This window comes from Streptomyces sp. NPDC030222 (genome assembly GCF_055573115.1).
On record NZ_JBVICA010000061.1, the window covers coordinates 1 to 1736 of the forward strand.

The following is a 1736-nucleotide window of genomic DNA, read 5'->3' on the forward strand; positions in this document are numbered from 1 at the left end:
TGCGGGAAGTGCACGCGCGGCCGCCAGAACCAGACGTCTACCACGCTCTGGCGGGCGTAGTCCCGGTGGCGAGCCCGCCACCCGTCATCGGTCATCAGCATCCGCTGCGCCTCCAGCGCCGCCTTCGTGCCGTCTTCCAGCAGCACTTCGACGTCCGCGCGCCGGTCGTGGTCCACGGTCCACTGCTCCAGCCGCACCCTGGCGACCCCGGGACGCGACCGCGCCCACGCAGCCAGGGTGTGCTTGGTCGTGATGTGCCAGATCGTCTCGGGGCTGTGGCCGCCGGCCGGGGCCTGCCCGGGCGGGTGGGCGAAGTGCCGGCGGACCTTCCCTCCCAGCCGCCCCCGCGTCACCAGCGGCACCCGCGTTCCCTCGGGAGCCTCGAAGCCGTGGAAGCAGTAGAAGCACACCAACTGGCCCGTGCCGCCGTAGCCGAGCCGCTTCCAGTGCTCCGGCGGCCGCTCCGCGACGTGCACCTCCCGGCGCGTCTCCAGGTCGAACCCGACCACCAGTAAGTCGTCCTGCACGTCCATCCCTCCCCTTCTCCAGACGGTTCGGCGCCCGGAGACAAGATGACCGCCCCCGGCATCTCCGGCCGCGGCGGCCCGCTGCCCTTGCGCCGTGAGCCACCTGTTCACGTACTTGCGTCCACAGAGCGGTCGGTTCCGAGTGGTCAGCCGTTGTCCTGTCTCCAGGCGCTGGGGACGAGTCCGGGGAGCCGGTGGGCAATCTGGTGCTCGCCTTTGGTGCAGCCCTGGAAGGGGCCGTTGGAGGAGCGCAGTTCGCGCATGCAGGGGTCGTAGTGGTCGCGGTGCCACACCGAGGGGCCGGTGTAGCCGCAGCTGGCAGGGTCGGTGAGCTCCTGCCAGGCCAGCCACAGCGCGTGCAGCCGGGCGAGGGCGACCGGGTGCTCGAACCACAGATGGCACCACCGGGCATCAGCGCTGGGTTCCGCCAGATACCCGGGGACGAGCACCCCCTCCACCCACTCGATCAAGCCCCGCAACTCGTCGTCGTACTGCGGGGGGTCCAGCAGCAAGATGAACGGCGGGAACTGCCACTCATCCTCGTCGGCCCCTTCTTCGGGCTCTTCGCCGGCCGCCGCGCCGTCGTCCGCGAAAGCCTCGACCGTACCGTCCGAGCCATCCTCGGTCAGCTGTCTGACCTGCGCGGACAGGGCCGCGACTTGGGCCTTGAGATCCTCCAGGTCCTGGAACAGGCCCACGGGCACCTCGAAGTCGGGATCCGGTTCGTCAGTCACGGCGGGCGGCCTGCCTCTCCTCGTACGCGGCGACGGCCCGCTTGGTAATCGCCGCCTCCTCCTTCTTCATCTGCGGCCCGATGTGCGCCATGGCCTTCTCGGCGTACCAGGGCCGCAGGGCGATCTGGGCGACCGGCATGCCGGTGGCCATCAGCAGAGCCGTCCCCTTGCGCATGGCGCGGATCTCGGCCGGGTCGAGTACCTGCTCGCGCTGCTCGGAGTAGCTGCGGCTGACGCCTTCCTTGCCCTTGGAGTAGGAGCCGCGCTCGACGTAGTGCGCGCCGGTCAGGGTGGAGACGTCCTGCGCGAAGCGGGCGTCGTCGATGCCGACACCGATGATCTTCTTGGTGGCGGCCGACCACATCGCGTCCATGCCGACCTCGCCCCACGACTTCACGCCCTGCCGGTAGGACTGAAGGATGACGAAGGGCGTGATCCCACGGGAGCCGAGGTGGCTGTAGAGGTCGGGCAGGTC

3 protein-coding genes are annotated in these 1736 nt (G+C 70.2%); all 3 read right to left on the reverse strand.

All coding sequences use genetic code 11. From position 1 onward, the window contains the following. Window positions 1–533: competence protein CoiA family protein (locus tag ACZ4Z5_RS33250; RefSeq protein WP_468270000.1), on the reverse strand; the 533-nt coding region annotated here is incomplete at its 3' end. Window positions 534–673: 140 nt separating this feature from the next. Next, on the reverse strand, window positions 674–1261 hold the full coding sequence (locus tag ACZ4Z5_RS33255; RefSeq protein WP_468270002.1) for a DUF4913 domain-containing protein: 588 nt from the start codon (window positions 1259–1261) through the stop codon (window positions 674–676). Further along, a partial coding sequence (locus tag ACZ4Z5_RS33260; RefSeq protein WP_468270004.1) for a TraM recognition domain-containing protein occupies window positions 1254–1736 on the reverse strand: 483 nt, incomplete at its 5' end. The genes ACZ4Z5_RS33255 and ACZ4Z5_RS33260, both read right to left, overlap by 8 nt.